Source organism: Turicibacter sp. T129, assembly GCF_025594975.1.
GTDB lineage: Bacteria > Bacillota_I > Bacilli_A > MOL361 > Turicibacteraceae > Turicibacter > Turicibacter bilis.
Genome location: NZ_JAMQUU010000018.1, coordinates 84494 through 103107 on the forward strand (window position 1 = coordinate 84494; position 18614 = coordinate 103107).

The following is an 18614-nucleotide window of genomic DNA, read 5'->3' on the forward strand; positions in this document are numbered from 1 at the left end:
AAAACGCTCTTTTAATTTGTCAAAAAACATGATAATTCGATATAATAAAGCTAAGTTTAGATGAAGGATGAGGCAATATGATAGGTGCAGGAGAAATTCGGGTGAAACTAAAGCGTAACCCAAAACAGTTATATGAACATCAAGTAGAGGCATTAGAGGTATTAAAACAGATAGATCAGCACGAGTCATTTAAATCAGTCTTAGTGATTCCAACAGGTGGAGGAAAAACATTAACTGCTTGTTGGTGGTTATTAAATGGTGCACTGAATAATAAGAAGAAAGTTTTATGGTTAGCACATCGACAACTTTTATTAGAACAGGCGGCTAAGACTTTTGAGCTAAATGCTTATGCAGATGTGATGACTAATCGATGGGGATTTAACTATCGAATTATTTCTGGTACTCATCAGTCAACTCAAATGATTGAACGTACCGATAATTTATTAATTGTCAGTAAGGATAGCTTAGCTAAGCGTGTGAAGAGTTTAGATTGTTGGTTAAAAGGTGAAAAAGAATTATATATCATTGTAGATGAAGCTCATCATGCGAGTGCGCCAACTTATGAGAAGATTTTAAATCATCTTCAGACTAAAGTTCCAAATATAAAATTACTTGGGTTAACGGCAACCCCTTTCCGAAGTGATGCTCGTCATCTAAGTGAAGTGTTTCCAGATGATATTGCCTATAAAATTGATTTAACAGATTTAATTAAACGAGGGATTTTATCGCTTCCTCATTTTGAAGAATGTCAAACAGATTTAGTTTTAGAATTAACGAAAGAAGAACAAAAAAAGTTAGAGCTTGAAGATTGGATTCCATCTGATATTGCTATTAAAATGGCGAAGCATAAACTGAGAAATGCTATGATTGTGAGGAAATACGATTATAAAAAATATGGACAAACCATTGTTTTTGCTATTAATCGAGTCCATGCCTTAGTTTTAAAGTCATTATTTGAAAAATCAGGTGTGAAATGTGGGGTTATTATTTCCCGGGAAACTGATGATATTTTGGAAATGAAACAATTTGGTGCAGAAAATGAGGCTGTTATTACGGCTTACCAATGTGGGGAAATCAATATATTAATTAATGTCAATATTTTAACGGAAGGGGTAGACCTTCCTCAAACTCGTTCTGTTTTTTTAACCCGCCCAACGACTTCAGCAACATTAATGACCCAAATGATTGGTCGGGCTTTACGCGGAAGTAAAGCAGGTGGAACTAATGAAGCCTATATTGTCAGCTTTATTGATGATTGGCAAGATAAGATTACTTGGGTGAATGCAAAGACATTGATGAATGAACAGAAAGAGTTACGAGAAGGAGAGTTGAGTGATCGGGTCGAAAAGATTTATGAGCAGATCTCATTTGCTAAATTAGAGGAATATATTCATTTATTAGATGCAAGTATTGATACAACTCAATTCGAGTCGATTCCGTTCATTAAACGAATCCCATTAGGAATGTATGCTTTTACGTTTGTTGATCGAGGGATTGAACGGAGTCATCAAATTTTAATATACGATAGTACGAAGCGTCGCTACGATCATTTGATTGAACAGTTACCACAGTTTTTTAATTATCATCAAATTAAAGGTGAGATTACTTCACCTCATTTATTACAAAAGTTAAGTGATATTTGTGCACGACGTTGCTTTTTAGGTGAGTTCATTCCCGCCTATGATGAACGTGATGTTAAAGCCTTGCTTCAATATTTTAGTGTTCATCAAGAAGCGCCACCATTTATTCCATTTGAACAATTAGATCGTGAGCGTGTGGATTTATCGAAGGTGGCTCAAACTATTATTGACGAGCATTTGACGCGTTCAGAGCAACGTGCTTATATCGATCAGTTGTGGAATAGCCCAGAGTCTTTATTCTCTATTTATTTTCATAAAAAAGTATTTTTTATGCGACAACTAAATATTGAATTGAGAAAATTAGTGGAGGGAGAGACACGTGGAGTTAGTTAATGTCTATGATATTGCAACATTTTTATCTGTTATTGACGTTTCATATATAAGAGAACGACAAATCATTAGTGAATTATATCGGGATTTACAATATGAAGGATCTTTGAATGAGTTTATGTTAAACGTTGATGAGCAATTAGAACAATTAGACGTTCAAGTGATGAAAGAGATTGATGAATTACAATCACAAATGAAAAAAAATCTAATTAGTTGTCACTTTGAAAAAGATATGGCGCACTATTTGAAAGTTATGAAACTTAGGATGCAATATACTGAGGCTGACTATGTGAAAATCAAGCTACGCACTCTTTTAAAGCAATTAGGTTATAAGCGCCGTAGTGATAAATTAGTAGCGGAACTAAATAAGATGTTTCAACAATTAGGTTTAATGGTTTATAAAAAAGGGGGGATTTTAGGTGATTTATCTGAATTAGCATTAGATGAATTTATGACTATTCGATTAAGGAGTGAATAAGATGATTAAAAAGCAGATTCAATCATATGTTCCGATGAATGAGCAAGAAGTACAGGATCAAAAAGTGATATTAAATTATATCAAATTATTTGAGCATAATATTTTAACAAGAGAAAATGAATTTGCACATCTGACAAGTTCAGGATTTATTTTAAATGAGGCAAGAGATAAAGTTTTAATGATTTATCATAATTTATATAATAGTTGGGCTTGGACAGGTGGGCATGCTGATGGTGAGGCAGATTTATTAGCAGTGGCAATAAAAGAAGCTAAAGAGGAAACAGGGGTTACAAATATTCGTCCATTAAGTACAGAAATCATGTCATTAGATATTTTACCGGTTTGGGGTCATATGAAGAAAGGGAAGTATGTAAGTTCTCATCAACATTTAAATGTTTCTTATTTATTAGTTGGAAGTGAGGAAGATGTATTACGTATTAAAGAAGATGAGAATAGTAATGTCGGTTGGATTCCAGTTAATGAAATTGAAACATACTGTCAGGAACCACAAATGATCCCTATTTATCAAAAGTTACTACAACGTGCAACAGTTCTATAAAAAGTTGATAAAAGAAAAGTCTTAGAAAGTATTTTTTCTGAGACTTTTTTATTTATGTAAAGGGGCAGTTTTATTTTCAAAAATGTTCTTTTTGTGTTCTATGTAAAAATAGTGGTGAAAATGTTGATTTTTGTATAGAATTTGGATATAATGCTTTCGTAAGTAAAAAGTACTAAAATTATCCAAATTTAAGGATGAGATTTTAGCGAAAAAATTCAATGGCCATATTGAATAGGAGGGCATGAAAGTGAAAAAATTAGCAGCATCATGTGCAGTATTATTTGGACTATCATCAATGGTAGCTTGTTCAAATCCAAATGAAAATCAAAACGAACAAGAAAACAAAGATTTATTGACTTCAATTGAAAATCCAGTTGAAATCGAATTCTGGCATGCTATGTCAGGACCAAACGAAGCAGCAGTTAATCAATTAGTTGAAGATTTTAATGCGACAGTTGGTCAAGAAAAAGGAATCACAGTTAAGCCTATCTATCAAGGGGCTTATAATGACTTAAAATCAAAGGTAACAGCGGCAATTAAAGCAAAAACAGCACCAGCTATTTCTCAAGCATATCCTGACTGGGTAGCAGAGTATTTACAATCTGGAGCGGTTGTTGAATTAGATAATTATATTTTCCATGAAGAAGTAGGGATTGAAAACTTTGATGATATCGCTGAAGCATATCGTAAAGAAAATAGCCAATACGAAGGGAACAAATTTTACTCTTTACCATTTAATAAATCAACAGAAGTTTTATACTACAATAAAACATTCTTCGAAGAGCACAATTTAACAGTGCCAACAACTTGGGCAGAAATGGAAGAAGTTTCTAAACAAATCACAGAAATTACTGGAAAGCCTTCATTCGGATTCGATTCAGCAGAAAATGCCTTCATTACATTAGTTAAACAGTTTGGTGGAGAATATACAACATCTAAAGGTGAAGTATTATTCGGTGAATCTGATGCAGCTGTTGAAATGTTAGAAATGATTAAACGTAATACTGATGCTGGATACTGGCGTTTACCAGGTGAAGATAAATACATGTCTGGGCCATTCACAAGTGGTTTAGTTCAAATGTTTGTTGGATCAACTTCAGGGGCTTCACATGTAATCAACGGATTATCAGGGGCTGAGAATGCATTTGAGTGGTCAGCTGCTCCAATTCCACAACAAAGTGAAGATACTAAAGCAGTTATCCAACAAGGAACAAACGTTGTTGTTATGAAACAAGGGAATACAACAGATGAGCAAGTATATGCTGCTTATGAATTTGCAAAATTCTTAGGAACATACGATGCTAACCTTTACTGGACAATGAATACAGGATATTTACCGATTCGTCAAACAGTTGTTGACTCAGAAGAATATCAAAACTACATTGTTGAGTCAGGAGATATGACAAAAGAAGCTGGACCTGCACAATCAGACTACTACTTCTATGATGTTGTTTTCACAAATGATGACTTCACATCATACAATGTGCGTACAGCTGCTGGGGTTGCAGTTGAAAATGTTGTATTAAATGGTATGGAACCAGCAAAAGCAGTAGAAGAGGCTTTAAGATCATTAAATTTAAAATAATCTTTTAATTGGGATAGTCTTGATGACTATCTCTTTTTTATTTTGATTAATACCATTTTGTTTTTTGTCGAACTTTGTTATAATATTAAAAAGTAAATAGATGAGGAGTTAGATGTTATGTTAGTGGATTTACATATGCATTCTTATTATTCAGATGGATCATTTTCTCCATGTGAAGTGGTTGAATTAGCGAAGCAAAAAGGATTGGGATTTATTTCGATTACAGATCACAATACGATTGAAGCACACGAAGAGTTTGAGTTAGCTTGTCAACAACTTGGCATGAAATATGTACTTGGTGTTGAGTTAGATTGTGTATTTGGGGAACGATCAGTACATTTATTAGCCTATGATTTTAAAGTAAATGAAGAATTTGCTGCTATTATTAAAAAATCACGTCATCAATTAGATCAAATGGGTGTTGATTTGATTAAGATTATGGAAAAAGAATATGATCATATTTCATTAGCTGATTATGAAGGTTATACATATGATCGCCGTTTAGGGGGATTTAAAGGTATTCATTATTTACATGATCGTGGATTTACTGAAAATGTGATGGATGGATTAAAAATTTATCGTGATTATGAAGTTTTTTATAGTAACTATGACTTCCCAACGGTAGAAGAAGCGATTAAACACATTCATATATGTGGAGGAAAAGCAGTTCTAGCACATCCAGGTAAGTATTATCGTAATAGTACGATGGAAGAGGTTATTACTGATTTTGAGAAGTTATTAGCAAGTGAGATTGATGGGATTGAATGTTACTATCCGATTCATAGTGAGGAATTAACGGCTTGTTGTGTGAATTTCTGTGAAGAGCATGATTTGATGATTACGGTTGGGTGTGACTGTCATGGAGAGATGAGTAAAAAAGAAAACGAGTATATCATGGGATGCATTAAAAAAGATGAAACAGAATTAAAACTTAAATTTTAATTCTAAAAAAGCGAAGTTGAACTTCGCTTTTTTAGAATGTAACCGGTATCTCAACATGTGTAACCGTTAACAGTGTATATTACATGTATTGAATGTATGCGCTTTAGGTGGTATATTACCTAATGTGAACAGCTAATAAAATATGGGGGGCATAGAAATGAAAAAATTATTATCAATCGGATTAGTTGCGTCATTATCATTAACAGGTCTTGTAGCATGTGGAAATGATGGGAATACAAATACACCATCGTCAACATCTGATGCTGGAGAACAGGGTGGACAAACAGGAAGCTCAGAATCAACAGCAAATGGAGACAAAGTTGAAATTAAATTATGGTTAGATGATGATGATTTTGCAGCAGCTATTGAGCCAGCAATCGAAGAAGCACTGCCTAACATTGATATTATTTATGAAAAAGTTGGGTCTGTAGATGCTCGTAAAAAGCTTGCGTTAGATGGTCCAGCTGGATTTGGGGCAGATCTATTTATTCAGCCACATGATGGAATGAGTGATTCTATTCAATCACAAATTTTATTACCATTAGGATCTGAGATTGGAGCAAATATTGAAGAGCGCTTTTTAGAAGGATCAGTTGGAACAGTTAAATCAGGAGATAATTATTATGGTATTCCACTAGCAACTGAATCAATTGCATTATTCTATAATAAAACATTATTAGAGGAAAACGGATTTGAAGTCGCTACGACATTTGAAGAGTTAATTGAACAAGCTAAACAATATAATGATGCCGCAGCAAATAAATTCTTATTCCGTTTTGATGCTGGTAACTCATATACAATGCATCCATTTTTAACGTCTGCAGGATTTGAACTATATGGACCAAATCATGACGATGCTTCACAAGTAAACTTAAACACACCAGAAGTAGTGAAAGGATTAACATTCTATCAATCATTAAAAGAAATTTTACCTGTCCCATATGCCGATTTAAATTGGGATTCAATTGAAGTTGAATTTGCTAAAGGTAATGTTCCTTATATTATTACTGGACCTTGGTCAATTGCTGAAGTTCGTAACCAAAATACAGGATTTGAATGGGGAGTTACAACAATTCCAACTATCAATGGTGTACAACCTGAAACATTCTCTGGAAACATCATTGCTTGTATTAGTGCCTATACACAACACGTAGCTGAATCTAAACAAGTTCTTGAATTCTTAGCATCAGAAGAAGGATTAAAAATTCTTTATGATGTAAAAGGAAGTATTCCAGCATTAAAAGATAATTCAGTTATTGAAGGTGTTTTAGAAGATCCATATGTTTCAGGAATTTTAGCACAAGCAGAATTCTCTCAACCAATGCCAATCTTACCAGAAATGTCAAGTTACTGGGGACCAGTTGAAACAATGTATCGTTCAGTATGGGAAGGATTAGCAACTCCAGAACAAGCAGCAGAAAAAGCATTAGCAGATTATAATGCTGCATTAGAATTAGCACAATAACACACACATTAAAAGGGTTATCTCATTATAAATTGAGATAGCCTTTTTTTATAAGTTTACGTCATCTTCTGTGAGTTCGTATGTTTTTTCATTGATTGGTGGTAATGCTTCAATGAGACTTTCTTTCTCAAAGCGAGACAAAAGTTTGTAAAGTATTTCTGCACCAACTATCAGTTAACTCTTAAATATCCCCCATAATTGTGTAACCATGACGAGTCGAAAATATAGTATATTCATTCAGTTAGTATCCTTAAAGATGGTCTAGCTACCTATTTTCTCTTTATATCGAATATTTATATATCTAATATCAACACAAAATGATTGGTTATAATGGCAAATAAAAAGTGTCGATATTAGGAAGAAATCATATGATTATAAAGAGTATAGATTTTATGAAAAGAGGTTTTAAGATGGATGGATTTATTTCTGAAGAAACCAAAGCAAAGCTAAAAGGGAGTAAGACAGAACAAAATTTAAAAGATGCTTTTGCTGGACAATCGATGGCACAGACTAAATATCGAATGTTTTCAGATGTGGCTAAAGAAGAAGGGTATGAACAAATCTCTGAAATCTTTATGAAGACAGCAGGAAATGAAAAGGAACATGCAGAAGTATGGTATAAAATTTTGCATGATGGCTTAGGTGATACATTAGCTAATTTAAAAGATGCTGTCAGTGGAGAAACTCATGAACATACGAGTATGTACCCTGATTATGCAAAGATTGCTAAAGAAGAAGGATTTGATGACATAGCAAAATTATTCGAACAAGCTGCTAAAATTGAGAGAAGTCATCAAATGAGATATGGAGAATTAGAAAAAAACATAGAGGAAGACAGAGTATTTAAAAAAGATCAGCCAGTCGTTTGGGAGTGTCGTAATTGTGGGAATCGAGTATATGTGAAAGAAGCGCCTGAACGTTGTCCATTCTGTGGCTATCCGCAAGGATTTTTCGAGTTGCCTTGTCATAATTATTAAGAAGCAGATAAGATACCTTATCTGTTTTTTTATCAAATATTTGGATTTATTTCCAATAAACAGGAATATTTTGGTATAATGTTTGATGGATGAAAGAGGTGGAGAGAGTGAAGAAAATTGGATATGTAATTGATGAGGCAATTGGCTATTTCACACCAGATATTTCCCGAATTAATCATCTTTTTAAGGTATATAGTTATGCCAAAACGATTGGGGAAATGGAAAATCTAGATGAAAAAATGCAAGAGATATTAGAAGTAACAGCTGTTCTTCATGATATTGGAATCAAGGTAAGTGAAGAGAAGTATCAATCTAGCGCAGGCTGTTATCAGGAAATTGAAGGGCCAGGGATTGCAAGAAAAATACTAGAACAATTAGGATATGATGAAGTTTTTATTGAACGTGTTTGCTACATAATTGCACATCATCATACATATCATGAGATTGATGGATTAGATTTTCAAATCTTAGTTGAAGCGGATTTTTTAGTTAATATTGATGAAGATCAAATGAGTAAGGAAGCAATTCAATCAATTAAAGAGAAAATTTTTAAAACCCGCACAGGAATTAATTATATAAATTATTTATATTTATGAAGTAGTAAAAGTATAATTTTAGGATTATCTCAGACTGACAGCTTTATAATAGAGACATTTAGGGTGAATAATCCTTATAATAAATAACTAAATAATTTCACAAAAATTTGGTATGTAAATATTTATGCTTTAGCCACTCAACTTAAGAACAAGCATGCTCACTTATAGATGAAAACTTCTTGATATGTGAGCACCAGGAATGATAGAGGAAATTAGGTGCTTCATATGTAGAGGATGATATTTATTTAATCGTGTACTTTAAATAAAAAGCGTAGAACAATATAGTTTTACGCTTTTTTAGATGAGATGAAAAAAGACGCCCATCAAATAATGGTGTCTAATGATTTCTTATTTTATTTCTTGAAAGTATGCTTCTTCATTTAAACAGTTTTCTGATTTAGCAACCACAACAGCTGTTGCAGAGTCTCCAACCACGTTTAATGCTGTTACTAACATTTCTACTGGGCGGTTGATCGCTAAAATTAACGAGTAAGCTAATAGTGCTGCATCATTTTGATATCCCATTCCAGATAAGACTGTAAATAAGATAACAGCTCCGGCACCTGGTGCAGCTGGTGTTCCGATTGAAGCGATTAATGCTAAGATAGCAATTAATGAAATACTTCCGAATGTTACGTCATAGCCTGCACTTGAAGCGATGAAGATGGCAGCAATGACTTGCATGATTGCTGTTCCGTTCATGTTGATTGTCATTCCTAGTGGTAAGATAAATGAGGCAACTTCTTCATTTACTCCTAATTCTTCAGTTGTTGTTTTTGTGTTTAACGGTAATGTAGCAGCTGAAGATGAAGTTGAGAACCCAAACATTGCAACTTTTCCAATCTTTTTAACGAATGGCATTGGATTTAAACGAGTTGTAATTAAGATGAATAAGGCATAACCAACTGTTAAGAATACTAATAAAGTAACAATGACTGTGATGACATAGGCTAAGGCAGGTTTTAAATGTTCAACACCATAAATGGCAAAGGTGCGAGTTAATAATACAAAGATAGCGAATGGTCCGAATTTTGTAATTAAGAATGTTAAGAAGACGGTGATAATTTTATTGACATCTTCTAATAATTTTTTAAGAACTGAGATTTGATCGCCTAAATGATTGATTGATAAACCTGTGATGACTGCTAAGAAGACGATGGATAAAATGCTTCCGTTTGTTGCAAAAACTGAAGTGATGTTGTTAGGGATAGCTTTAACAAGGATTAATAATGGATTTGATCCGGTTGTTCCAGTTTGAGTTGTAATATTATCAATGCTAACGTTAAATACTCCAAGTTTATTTGCGAATAATCCAACGACACCTGCTAAAATTAGAGCGAAAAATGAAGTAGTTAAAAATCCAGTGATTGTTTTGTATGATAAGCGTCCTAATGTTTTTGTATCAGAGATACGGCACATTGCTAATGCAATTGATGTAAATACCATAGGTACAATAACTAATTGCATTGAATTTAAGAATAATTGACCTAGGATATAGAAGATTCCAACAGCATCTGTTGCACCTTCAACACTAATATCTTGGAATAAGATTTTATTGATAGTGGCCCAAAGATCAGCATTTCCTCCCGCTAATAAGTTTTCACGTAACATTAAGAATAATGATCCTGTTACTAAACCACAGACAAGGGCAATGGCCATATGAATGGCTAAACGATTTTTATTTTGTTTTTTAGTCATTGAATAAGTCTCTCCTCTATTATAGATGTTAGGACCCAATCATCTTATTAGATTAAACAGGGTTATTGTCTATAAGATGAATAAAAAAAGCCTTAAGTTCCATTAGATATCACGAACTTAAGGCATAAATGAATACAGCAATATAACTAAAAGATAGACCAATACTATCATTTAGTATAAAATAACGACTATATTTTTCCTTAATTACTTCTCGTGAGTAATCTTAAAGGGTTCCTACTTGAAAATAAATATACTGATTTCTAGTCGTAGAGTCAAGCTTTTTTTGAAATAATAGTATAAAAAAGTCGTAACTCGTCGATTTAATTCATATTTTTTCTTAGTTATCTTATTTTGGTAGACCTGTATACAAATGTTAGAGCATACTATCATTTGATAAAATAGACAATAAGTCACTAGATACTCTGAGATAAGATTGTGTTACAATAAAGGTGAACGCAGGAGTTACCGTAAGACATACTCAACAAATAGGAGAGATACTTATGAATAAGAAACTTGTTGCGATTATGACTTTTGTTCTTGTTGCTTTAGGAGCAACAATGACGATTACAAGTCACAAAATAGAAGCAGAAAATCCGAATGAAATAGCGATGGTATCTTCATTACGACTGCCACAGTTTAAAGAAAAAGGTACGATATCATCTATGGAAATAAAACAACCTGTAAAGCAAGAAGAACAGCCTTTCTTACTATCAAATGAAACTAAAACAGATGATGTATTTATGGCAAAAGAAGAGAAGTTTGAAGAAAAATCTTTATTACAGCCATTAACAACAGAGCCAACAGGTGGAACAGTAGCAGAATCCGTTGATGGATTTATGCCGTATGTTGAGCAGCTGATTTTTGAAAAGGTCAATCAAGAACGTGAAAAAGTTGGATTATCACCTCTTGAGAACAATCAGATCATGGGTCAATATGCTCGAACAAAATCACAAGATATGGGTGATCGAAATTATTTTGCTCATGAAAATCCTGAAGGCGATTTAATGAGTGCCTTCATGCAACAGGATGGAGTTATTTATCAAGCATGGGGTGAAAATATTGCCTATATTGGTCGCGATATGAATGAAAGTCTAGAGGCGTTAGCACAACAATTTATGTCTAATTGGATGAATTCGAGTGGACATCGAGCTAATATTTTATCTACTAATTTTTCTAGTATTGGAATTGGTGTTTATCGATGTGGAGATAAAGTTTATGCCACTCAAGAGTTTTATCGTTAATTATATTTTTAGGCTATGTTAGACAATTATGTGATAAATAAATTAATATTATTCCTCATAATTTATGACTTTTTCTAAATTCGAGGGATGGCGATTTTCTCGGTAATATAAGCACTTTTTGAGAATTGTTCCATTTTGAATCCCAAACAGAAATAACCTCAGGGTGTTTTGAGCTTATTTTCAGGCACGAAAAAAGCAGGACCAAAGTCCTACTCTGTTCGGCATATTGGAATTTATTCCATCTTCCATGCTCCGCCTTTGCTCTCGTAATAGTCTTGCAATGCATGGACTACCTCTGGAATAGTTTTTAAGGAATGAATATCTATTTCCTCATAAACTGTTTCATCACCCTCAATTTCTAATATTTTACCGTCATCCCTCATTTTTATGTAAAACACCTCAGTTTCACCGCCTAATTCGCAAGTGATAGTAGATTCCATTGTAATACTCTGAGAAGTCGTTGGGAACAGTATGAAGCCGATTAACGCAACAACGATTAAGACAAACACAAATATCCCTTTCTTATCTACTTTCTTAAATAGCACCACGAACATAATGAGAAGAAATATAATACCCAAAATGCTGTTTGCTAAATTTGTATGCGAATAGTAGAACTTCATGCAGTTGTTAATCGTATCAACTAACATACCCGCAACAGGAAGTGCATACAACACACTACCCCAAACTGTCTTTTTGTTCCAATAGAACAAGACATAAGCTACAAGTCCGCAAAGAACAGCTATACCAATCCAGTGGAATAGATGATTCCATTGGAGAAACTTATCAACTGTTACATTTGGGGTAAAAAAATCAATGATACTTTGTAACAAATAATAACTGATACACATACTCGATAAATATGAGAAGGTATTTATCATTGCATTTTTATTAGAAGAACTAAAGTAAATCACAAACGTTGTTGAGAATATCCAAAATCCAAAAGAGCCTGCAATAGAACTCCAACCCCACAAATCATCATTAGGATAAAAATTCAATAACTCAGTAATCAGACCAATAATTGCACCAAAACATATTACCTGTATATATGATTTTTTCTCATATTTAGATTTCATGCCTTCCTCCCTTTCAAATTTATATAACAATTGCGAACTATCTTATATTACTTGTATTATATAACTTGTTAAATAATATTTCAATCAATAAACCGTCTTATTAAGGGTTTCTTAGCTTTAAGCTAATTCAATATATCTATTCCTAATAGTATTTATAGTTATACAAGTTTCTTTAGTTGCTACATTAACCAACATATCCTTGATTCTATCATTCTTTTTGTTCTTCTTGCTTAATTGTAAGAATTTAAACCAAGCCAAGTAATTAGAAATATATTTAGTAGAAACGCCATTAAAGGGCATTAACCATCTCTTAAAGCTACTATGAAGAGAATTTACATGTTGTAGATGGTAAACACTATCTAGCATAGATTTACCTCTAGGAACTCGTTTTAATTCAACATTTAGGTCTTTATTTATACTAAAATAAGATTTGTGGCTATCAACTACGAAAGTAACATCTTCTCCTATTTTTCCATCAAAAAATCTAACGATATCATTAGTTGTAATTCTACCATTACAAACTGCTCCCATTACTATATTTCCTTTACGGTCAATACCAGTTTCAATGCAAATTTGGTCATTAGAAATACCTCTTTTTTTCTTATCTTTTTTTCCTTTACCTCTTTTTCTAGGTTCTCTAGGCATCTTAAAAGTAGTACTCTTTGAATGATTACCTTTATATGATTCTCGAATAAAAACTTCGTCTACTTCTACAATACCTTCAACCATATCATTTTTTAATGATAGATTAATAACATCTAAAATCCTATGTCTCATATAAAAAGATGTTTTAACTCCAACTCCAATTTCAGTTGCACATTGTCTTATAGAAAGTCCTAATATCATTAATTCGCAGTATTTAAGCCATTTATCTAATCCTAAGTTAGTGCTAGAGAAAGGAGACATAGTAAACTCATCAAAAGAACAACGACATCTTTTACAAATATATCTTTGTCTACCTCTAGTCTTTCCATTTTTATTAACATCCTTACATTGACATTTAGGACATTCATATCCCTTAGAAAATCTACTTTCCTTAATATTATCCTTGATTTCATCAGAGCTAAATAAAGCACTTAAAACTCCTTGTGCTACAGAAATTAAATCTCTAAGTTCTTCTTTATTCAAATTTTTAACTATGGCTTTTATATCTACTTTTTGCATAATATAAGTAATCCTTTCTATATAATATGGTGAAGTATAGTTAATACCTATATTATAACCTATTTTCTGTATATTAATCACACAATTGTATAACATAGCCTATTTTTAAAGAAATTACATGTCTTTCGGTTTTGGAGTGGAATTTTCAAAATGACATGACTAATTACATAAAAAAACTGCGACTATTTTATAGTCGCAGTTTTTTTGTTGTATCAATGATTATTAGGATTATCTTTGAAAATATATTAAGTTTTACAATAGCTTTTGAAAGAGTCGAAACTCCGTTATAAATTTATGATTGTTTATTTTATTCAGTGAAAATAATGACATTTTTTATAGAAAAAAGTGATGTAAATTTACTTTTTCAACCCTAAAACTGAACCTGTTGGTATTGATTAGGATTACCTTTTTATTAGTAAAGCTATCAATTATTAAAATTATTTATTTCTTTAACATTTTTTTCTATAATAAAAGAGTAGTTAGTGAAGAAATATGAACGTTAATAATAGTACAAAAAGGAGGATGGCCATGGAGTCACGTATTAGTGGAACAACTCAATTAATAGGGATAATTGCAACACCTATTCGTCATAGTATTTCACCTAAAATGCATAATGCAGCTTTTTCTAAGTTAGGACTGGATTATACTTATTTAGCATTTGATATTGAACAGTCTCAATTAGAGGATAGTGTGAAAGGTTTAAAGGCAATGGGAGCTAGAGGGTTTAATGTATCCATGCCATATAAAACAGCAATCATTGAGTATTTAGATGAATTATCGCCTGCGGCAAAATTATGTCAAGCAGTCAATACAGTTGTGAATGAAAATGGTAAATTGGTTGGACATATGACGGATGGAAGTGGATTAATTCGTTCACTACAAGATGAAGGTTATGATATTCGAGGGAAAAAAGTAACGGTGATTGGTTGTGGTGGAGCTGGAAAAGCGATTCAAATTCAAGCAGCGCTAGATGGAGTATCGGAACTCTCTATTTTTAACCGTTCAGCTGAGCGAGGACAACAAGTCGTTGACTTAATTAACAAACATACAAATTGTAAAGCAACCTTTTATCACTTAAATGATGAATTAGCATTAAAAGAACAGTTAGCAGATAGCTATCTTCTTATTAATGCGACGAGTATTGGGATGGCTGAATTAGAAGGCCAGTCTTTTATTAGCGATTCTAGTGTTTTACATCCTGGCTTAATCGTCTGTGACATTATTTATAATCCAAGAAAGACGAAGTTGCTACAACAGGCGGAAGAAGCGGGATGCAAGGTTATGAATGGAGTTGGGATGATTATTTATCAAGGAGCAGAAGCCTTTAAGTTATGGACAGGTGAGGAGATGCCGATTGATTATATTAAAGATGTTTTAGATCTTAAATAAGATAGGAGAGGTATTGATGAAAATCTTAGTCTTAAATGGTCCAAATTTAAACATGGTTGGAATTCGTGAGCAAGGTATCTATGGAAATCGTAGCTATGGAGATATCGTAGCCTATATCAAGGAAGAAGGAACAAAACGTGGACATGAAATTGAGGTTCTTCAAAGTAACTATGAAGGACAAATGATTGATTGGTTCCAAAAAGCATACTTTGAAAACTATGATGGGATTATTATTAATCCAGGAGCATATACTCATTACAGCTATGCCATTCATGATGCAATTAAATCAGTCGTCACGATTCCAACGGTTGAAGTCCATCTTTCAAATGTTCATGCCCGTGAGGGATTCCGTCATAAATCAGTGACAGCTCCAGCTTGTATTGGACAATTATGCGGATTTGGTGAGTTTGGATATATTCTAGCCATTCAAGCGTTAGAAGATTATAAAGCAAAACAAAAGGCTTAATTGAAGTTAATTTGAATCACAAAAAGACTTTCTAACTTTTCTTAGGAAGTTTTTTTTCATGGTAACAAAACAGTCAGTTATTTTTTAGTTGAAGATGAGATAATAAAAATAAGTTCTTTTATAATAGTTTGAGGGGAAATGGCATATAATTTAGTAGATTGTTAAATTTTAATGAATATTCTTTATAAAGGAAGTGCACGGGATGAAAAGACGATGGATGTTAATCATGACGATGGTGGTTTTATGTGGATACCTTTTTTCATGTTCAGCAAAAGAGGATCAAACGGGAAGTCAACCACCACAATCGCAAGAATCTCATCAACGTGAGCCGTGGAGTTTGATTTATTGAGTAGTATTTTTTAAAAGATTAACCATAAGATTGAGTTGAATGAAAAGAAATAGCCTTATCGGGAAAATGATAAGGCCTTTTTATTTGGTTAATATAGGATTTTTAGTTTATAATATTAAATAAAAGGGGTGATTTCGTTGTATCAAACACGAGGGCGTATTCGATTTAGTGAAATAGGTGAAGATGGACGGTTAACACTGCATCATTTAATTAATTACTTTCAAGATTGTAGTACTTTTCAATTAGAGGATATTGGGCTTGGCACAGATTATTTTATGCAACAAGACTTAGCTTTTTATATATTATCGTGGCAAATCGAAATCAATCGGTTACCTAGACTTGGTGAAGAGATTAAAGTTGGAACGTTAATCTATGATTGTAGAGGGATGTTTGGCTATCGTAATTATGTTCTGTTTGGTGCAAATGATGAAGTTTTAGCGTATGCTAATGTGTGTGGGTGCTTCTTAAGTGTAAAAACCGGATCTTTTGTTAAATTAACGATAGATGAAATTGAAAAATATCCAATTGAACCGAAGTGGGAGATGACCTATTTACCACGAAAAATCAAAGCACCTAAGGCTGAGAAATATATGGATGCGATTCGTGTTAGTCAATTTCAAATCGATACAAATGGCCATATGAATAATAGTCAATATGTGGCAATTGCTTCGGAATACTTACCTGCACAAATTCAGGTTAAGCAAGTTCGAGTCGAGTATAAAAAGGCAGCAAAGTTAGGAGATTGTTTAGTCCCAACTATTGCAAGGCAAGAGGATATTTATTATGTCACCTTATGTGATCAAGAATTGAATCCTTATGCCATTGTTGCGTTTCAGGTTGAATAAAAATTTTACTCCTTTTATCACTGATTTGTGTTTAGGAGGTTTTAAGCCTGTCACTTTGATGAATTTTATGTAAGTTATATATCTGTTTTGTTAAAGAACCGTGAATGAATGGTTCTTTTTTTGTTATAATGTGTCATTTTTTTAATTTAGGCTCATACATTATATTAATAAGATCTATTTGTAGATTTTTATGTTCAGTGAGAAGTGAAGGAGAACAATGGAATAGGTGTGGGGGGGATGAGAGGATGACAGTCGTAGAAGATGGATTCATGAGCGATGAACGAGCAACCTCAATCATTCAGGCAGCCAATGATATGCTTGATTATTGTGAGCTTTGCGAAAGTAAAGTGAATGATTTTATAAAAATCGCCAATTGTATTTTAACTCGTCAAGAATATTATGATTTCTTAGCATTATATAAACGATTTGATAATAATTTCGGAATTTTAGAAAGTTTAGTCTCACAATTAACTTATCCAACAACTATTTTGCAAGCCGTATCTATTTCAGCTGTCATTAAAGAAATCCAACGAAATATGGATGAGTTAGTTGACATGATGGAAACCTCAAATGTACGAATTGAAGCTCAACAAATTAATGTCAATATGGCTAAGCTTATTGAAGAATTAATTAACTTCATGGATTTTGATGCGATTGATTATGATGATTTAGATGAGGCGATGACACGCACGTTTATTATTTTAAAAGTAGTAGATGTATTTGATAAAGAGTATAAGCAAGCCTATTACCCAATGAATGTTTTACATATTATTTCATTTGATACGAAAGTCGAAGCCTATACGTATGCACTTGAACATGGAATTAGTAAAGATTTTATTTTAAATAGATATGGGCACCTCTTATGAAATCATAAGTGGTGCTTTTTTTAAAAATATGTCTACTGAGTGCTTAATCTGGATCAAGAGTCAATAAGAAAAGGATTGAAGTGAGATGACATCAATCCTTTAGTTTTTTTATTTTATTGATTTGAGTAGCCGCATCCTGATAACCAAGTTCATATAATTCTTTTAATTTATTAATGTCTTTTTCAAAACGACTGATTTTTATCGGATGAGAAGGTGCAATGACGGTTGCTTTTCCTTCTTGTTCAAGTTGTTTAATGAATTCAAGGGTTTCGTTATACATGAGGTGGCGGTTATCAAGTGTCTTAATCATATTAGGATATTTTTTTAAAGCTCTTGAATAGATAAATCGGAAGCTTTCTGGTTCTTTAATAAAACTACGATCTCGAGTTAGCACAACAATGACATGATCACACCCGTCTTTTAACGCCTGTTTGACAGGAATAGAGTCTGATGTTCCCCCATCTAAATATTCTCCCTCTTGGTAAGGTACAATAGGTGAAAAGACGGGAATAGAAGAAGACGCTTTAATAATCGTTGAATCATAATTTAAATGAGTTTTATCGAAATAAACGGGTTGACCAGTTAAGGCATCCGTGACCCCTACCTTGAATTCACACGAAGAAGCCAAAAAGGTATCATAATCAAATAAATCAAGTTGATGAGGAATCTGATTAAAAATAAAATCCATTCCAAATAAAGATTTTGTTTTAATAAAATTATTTAAGCTTAGATAACGTTTATCATTTAAATAACCTGTATTGACACGAAAGTTACGTCCTCTCTGTTTGGAAACATAGGAAACCCCATTACAAGCTCCCGCAGAAACACCGATCACGTAATCAGCCATAATATCTTGATCTAATAAATAATCTAAGACACCACTCGTATACAATCCGCGCATACCGCCACCTTCTAAAACGATTCCTACTTTCATGTGAACACTCCTTTAAT

General features: G+C 32.9%; 18 protein-coding genes. 14 read left to right on the forward strand and 4 right to left on the reverse strand.

Features of this window, described 5'->3' with window-relative positions:
• Window positions 1–77: 77 nt before the first annotated feature.
• The 8 genes from NEH75_RS03710 to NEH75_RS03745 all read left to right on the forward strand — a co-directional run bounded on the left by NEH75_RS03710 (window position 78) and on the right by NEH75_RS03745 (window position 8572).
• Window positions 78–1973: a DEAD/DEAH box helicase gene (locus NEH75_RS03710; RefSeq protein WP_055304883.1), complete on the forward strand. Its 1896-nt coding sequence runs from the start codon at window positions 78–80 to the stop codon at window positions 1971–1973.
• Entirely contained in the window at window positions 1960–2448 is a 489-nt protein-coding gene (locus NEH75_RS03715; protein ID WP_055304881.1) for a hypothetical protein, read from the forward strand. Before NEH75_RS03710 ends, NEH75_RS03715 begins: the two co-directional genes overlap by 14 nt.
• A 1-nt stretch (window position 2449) precedes the next feature.
• On the forward strand, window positions 2450–3007 hold the full coding sequence (locus tag NEH75_RS03720) for an NUDIX hydrolase (RefSeq protein ID WP_055304879.1): 558 nt from the start codon (window positions 2450–2452) through the stop codon (window positions 3005–3007).
• A gap of 247 nt (window positions 3008–3254) precedes the next feature.
• On the forward strand, window positions 3255–4592 hold the full coding sequence (locus tag NEH75_RS03725; RefSeq protein ID WP_055304877.1) for an ABC transporter substrate-binding protein: 1338 nt from the start codon (window positions 3255–3257) through the stop codon (window positions 4590–4592).
• A gap of 117 nt (window positions 4593–4709) precedes the next feature.
• Window positions 4710–5534, forward strand: a complete 825-nt coding sequence (locus NEH75_RS03730) for a PHP domain-containing protein (RefSeq protein ID WP_055244725.1) — start codon at window positions 4710–4712, stop codon at window positions 5532–5534.
• A 157-nt stretch (window positions 5535–5691) separates the two neighbouring features.
• Window positions 5692–6999 carry a maltose ABC transporter substrate-binding protein gene (locus tag NEH75_RS03735; RefSeq protein ID WP_055304875.1) on the forward strand — a complete coding sequence of 436 codons (1308 nt, stop codon included), beginning with the start codon at window positions 5692–5694 and terminating at the stop codon, window positions 6997–6999.
• 410 nt (window positions 7000–7409) lie between these two features.
• Entirely contained in the window at window positions 7410–7976 is a 567-nt protein-coding gene (rbr, locus tag NEH75_RS03740; RefSeq protein ID WP_055304873.1) for a rubrerythrin, read from the forward strand.
• 107 nt (window positions 7977–8083) lie between these two features.
• Window positions 8084–8572, forward strand: coding sequence for an HD domain-containing protein (locus NEH75_RS03745; protein ID WP_237297070.1), 489 nt, complete (start codon window positions 8084–8086; stop codon window positions 8570–8572).
• Window positions 8573–8920: 348 nt separating this feature from the next.
• Here NEH75_RS03745 and NEH75_RS03750 read toward each other — a convergent pair whose 3' ends face one another.
• The gene (locus NEH75_RS03750) at window positions 8921–10270 is read right to left on the reverse strand and encodes a dicarboxylate/amino acid:cation symporter (protein WP_055244719.1); all 1350 of its coding nucleotides are present in this window, start codon (window positions 10268–10270) and stop codon (window positions 8921–8923) included.
• A gap of 500 nt (window positions 10271–10770) precedes the next feature.
• Between NEH75_RS03750 and NEH75_RS03755 the strand changes: the two genes are divergently transcribed.
• The gene (locus tag NEH75_RS03755; RefSeq protein WP_055244717.1) at window positions 10771–11511 is read left to right on the forward strand and encodes a CAP domain-containing protein; all 741 of its coding nucleotides are present in this window, start codon (window positions 10771–10773) and stop codon (window positions 11509–11511) included.
• A 233-nt stretch (window positions 11512–11744) separates the two neighbouring features.
• On the opposite strand, the gene NEH75_RS03760 is transcribed toward NEH75_RS03755, so the two are convergent.
• Entirely contained in the window at window positions 11745–12584 is an 840-nt protein-coding gene (locus NEH75_RS03760) for a DUF6518 family protein (RefSeq protein WP_055304871.1), read from the reverse strand.
• Between the two features lie 117 nt (window positions 12585–12701).
• The gene (locus tag NEH75_RS03765; RefSeq protein ID WP_055304869.1) at window positions 12702–13748 is read right to left on the reverse strand and encodes an IS1595 family transposase; all 1047 of its coding nucleotides are present in this window, start codon (window positions 13746–13748) and stop codon (window positions 12702–12704) included.
• A gap of 528 nt (window positions 13749–14276) precedes the next feature.
• Between NEH75_RS03765 and NEH75_RS03770 the strand changes: the two genes are divergently transcribed.
• From NEH75_RS03770 to NEH75_RS03790, 5 genes are all read left to right on the forward strand, one after another.
• Window positions 14277–15137 carry a shikimate dehydrogenase gene (locus tag NEH75_RS03770; RefSeq protein WP_055306011.1) on the forward strand — a complete coding sequence of 287 codons (861 nt, stop codon included), beginning with the start codon at window positions 14277–14279 and terminating at the stop codon, window positions 15135–15137.
• A gap of 16 nt (window positions 15138–15153) precedes the next feature.
• A complete protein-coding gene (aroQ, locus tag NEH75_RS03775) occupies window positions 15154–15603 on the forward strand; it encodes a type II 3-dehydroquinate dehydratase (protein ID WP_055306010.1) in 450 nt (149 codons plus the stop codon).
• A gap of 202 nt (window positions 15604–15805) precedes the next feature.
• Entirely contained in the window at window positions 15806–15952 is a 147-nt protein-coding gene (locus NEH75_RS03780; protein ID WP_156343953.1) for a hypothetical protein, read from the forward strand.
• A gap of 137 nt (window positions 15953–16089) precedes the next feature.
• Window positions 16090–16797: an acyl-[acyl-carrier-protein] thioesterase gene (locus tag NEH75_RS03785; protein WP_055275631.1), complete on the forward strand. Its 708-nt coding sequence runs from the start codon at window positions 16090–16092 to the stop codon at window positions 16795–16797.
• 245 nt (window positions 16798–17042) lie between these two features.
• A complete protein-coding gene (locus NEH75_RS03790) occupies window positions 17043–17663 on the forward strand; it encodes a hypothetical protein (protein ID WP_055244443.1) in 621 nt (206 codons plus the stop codon).
• A 91-nt stretch (window positions 17664–17754) separates the two neighbouring features.
• On the opposite strand, the gene NEH75_RS03795 is transcribed toward NEH75_RS03790, so the two are convergent.
• Complete coding sequence (locus NEH75_RS03795; protein ID WP_055275632.1) at window positions 17755–18597, reverse strand: patatin family protein; 843 nt, start codon at window positions 18595–18597, stop codon at window positions 17755–17757.
• Window positions 18598–18614: the final 17 nt, after the last annotated feature.

What these genes read in the sequence shown, in the direction of transcription:
- NEH75_RS03710 (WP_055304883.1), top strand. Translation starts at nt 78, where the DNA reads ATGATAGGTGCAGGAGAAATTCGGGTGAAACTAAAGCGTAACCCAAAA.
- NEH75_RS03720 (WP_055304879.1), top strand. Translation starts at nt 2,450, where the DNA reads ATGATTAAAAAGCAGATTCAATCATATGTTCCGATGAATGAGCAAGAA.
- NEH75_RS03730 (WP_055244725.1), top strand. Translation starts at nt 4,710, where the DNA reads ATGTTAGTGGATTTACATATGCATTCTTATTATTCAGATGGATCATTT.
- NEH75_RS03735 (WP_055304875.1), top strand. Translation starts at nt 5,692, where the DNA reads ATGAAAAAATTATTATCAATCGGATTAGTTGCGTCATTATCATTAACA.
- rbr (WP_055304873.1), top strand. Translation starts at nt 7,410, where the DNA reads ATGGATGGATTTATTTCTGAAGAAACCAAAGCAAAGCTAAAAGGGAGT.
- NEH75_RS03750 (WP_055244719.1), bottom strand. Translation starts at nt 10,270, where the DNA reads ATGACTAAAAAACAAAATAAAAATCGTTTAGCCATTCATATGGCCATT.
- NEH75_RS03755 (WP_055244717.1), top strand. Translation starts at nt 10,771, where the DNA reads ATGAATAAGAAACTTGTTGCGATTATGACTTTTGTTCTTGTTGCTTTA.
- NEH75_RS03760 (WP_055304871.1), bottom strand. Translation starts at nt 12,584, where the DNA reads ATGAAATCTAAATATGAGAAAAAATCATATATACAGGTAATATGTTTT.
- NEH75_RS03765 (WP_055304869.1), bottom strand. Translation starts at nt 13,748, where the DNA reads ATGCAAAAAGTAGATATAAAAGCCATAGTTAAAAATTTGAATAAAGAA.
- NEH75_RS03770 (WP_055306011.1), top strand. Translation starts at nt 14,277, where the DNA reads ATGGAGTCACGTATTAGTGGAACAACTCAATTAATAGGGATAATTGCA.
- aroQ (WP_055306010.1), top strand. Translation starts at nt 15,154, where the DNA reads ATGAAAATCTTAGTCTTAAATGGTCCAAATTTAAACATGGTTGGAATT.
- NEH75_RS03780 (WP_156343953.1), top strand. Translation starts at nt 15,806, where the DNA reads ATGAAAAGACGATGGATGTTAATCATGACGATGGTGGTTTTATGTGGA.
- NEH75_RS03790 (WP_055244443.1), top strand. Translation starts at nt 17,043, where the DNA reads ATGACAGTCGTAGAAGATGGATTCATGAGCGATGAACGAGCAACCTCA.
- NEH75_RS03795 (WP_055275632.1), bottom strand. Translation starts at nt 18,597, where the DNA reads ATGAAAGTAGGAATCGTTTTAGAAGGTGGCGGTATGCGCGGATTGTAT.